1 protein-coding gene and 1 pseudogene are annotated in these 554 nt (G+C 47.3%); both read right to left on the reverse strand.

Annotated features, from left to right (window positions below):
- Positions 1 to 117 (reverse strand): annotated as a pseudogene (locus tag R7Q48_RS30000) (anthranilate phosphoribosyltransferase); the annotation flags it as partial.
- A 19-nt stretch (positions 118 to 136) separates the two neighbouring features.
- On the reverse strand, positions 137 to 554 hold a 418-nt coding region (locus tag R7Q48_RS30005; RefSeq protein WP_318134045.1), incomplete at its 5' end, for a glutamine amidotransferase-related protein.

The raw sequence follows: 554 nt of genomic DNA on the forward strand, positions 1-554 counted from the left end.
TCCCGATGCCATTAAAATTGGATCAAGCTCACCGCGAATAATAATGTCGAATACCTGTTGGCTTTCTTCTTGAGTCAGTGATTGCTGTTCGTACAGTATGTTGATGATTGCTTCCATAGTTTCTCTCCCCATTTCCTTATGCGTTATTTTTCTCAAGCGCCCATTCAATCGCGTTGCCCAACAAGGTTGCGCCGTAAGTCGTCATAATTGACTCTGGGTGGAACTGAAATCCGCAAACTTTATCTTGTTCCTGTACAACAGACATGACCAAATTGTCGACTTCGGCAGTAATGGTTAGGCTGTCTGGTACTCTTGTCGCAACCAAAGAGTGGTAACGCGCGATCGCCAGTGGCGATGGCAGGTTTTGATAAATTGCGTGGTCTTGGTGTTCCATCATCGACACTTTGCCGTGGATGATTTCACCCGCGCCAGTGACAGTACCGCCGTACGCCTCAACAATCGCTTGATGACCAAGACAAATACCAATCATTGGCACTTTGCCTTTCATTCGTTGAATCAGCTCTGGCATCGAACCAGCTTCTGATGGCGCGCCT

The organism is Vibrio sp. 378 (genome assembly GCF_033339435.1).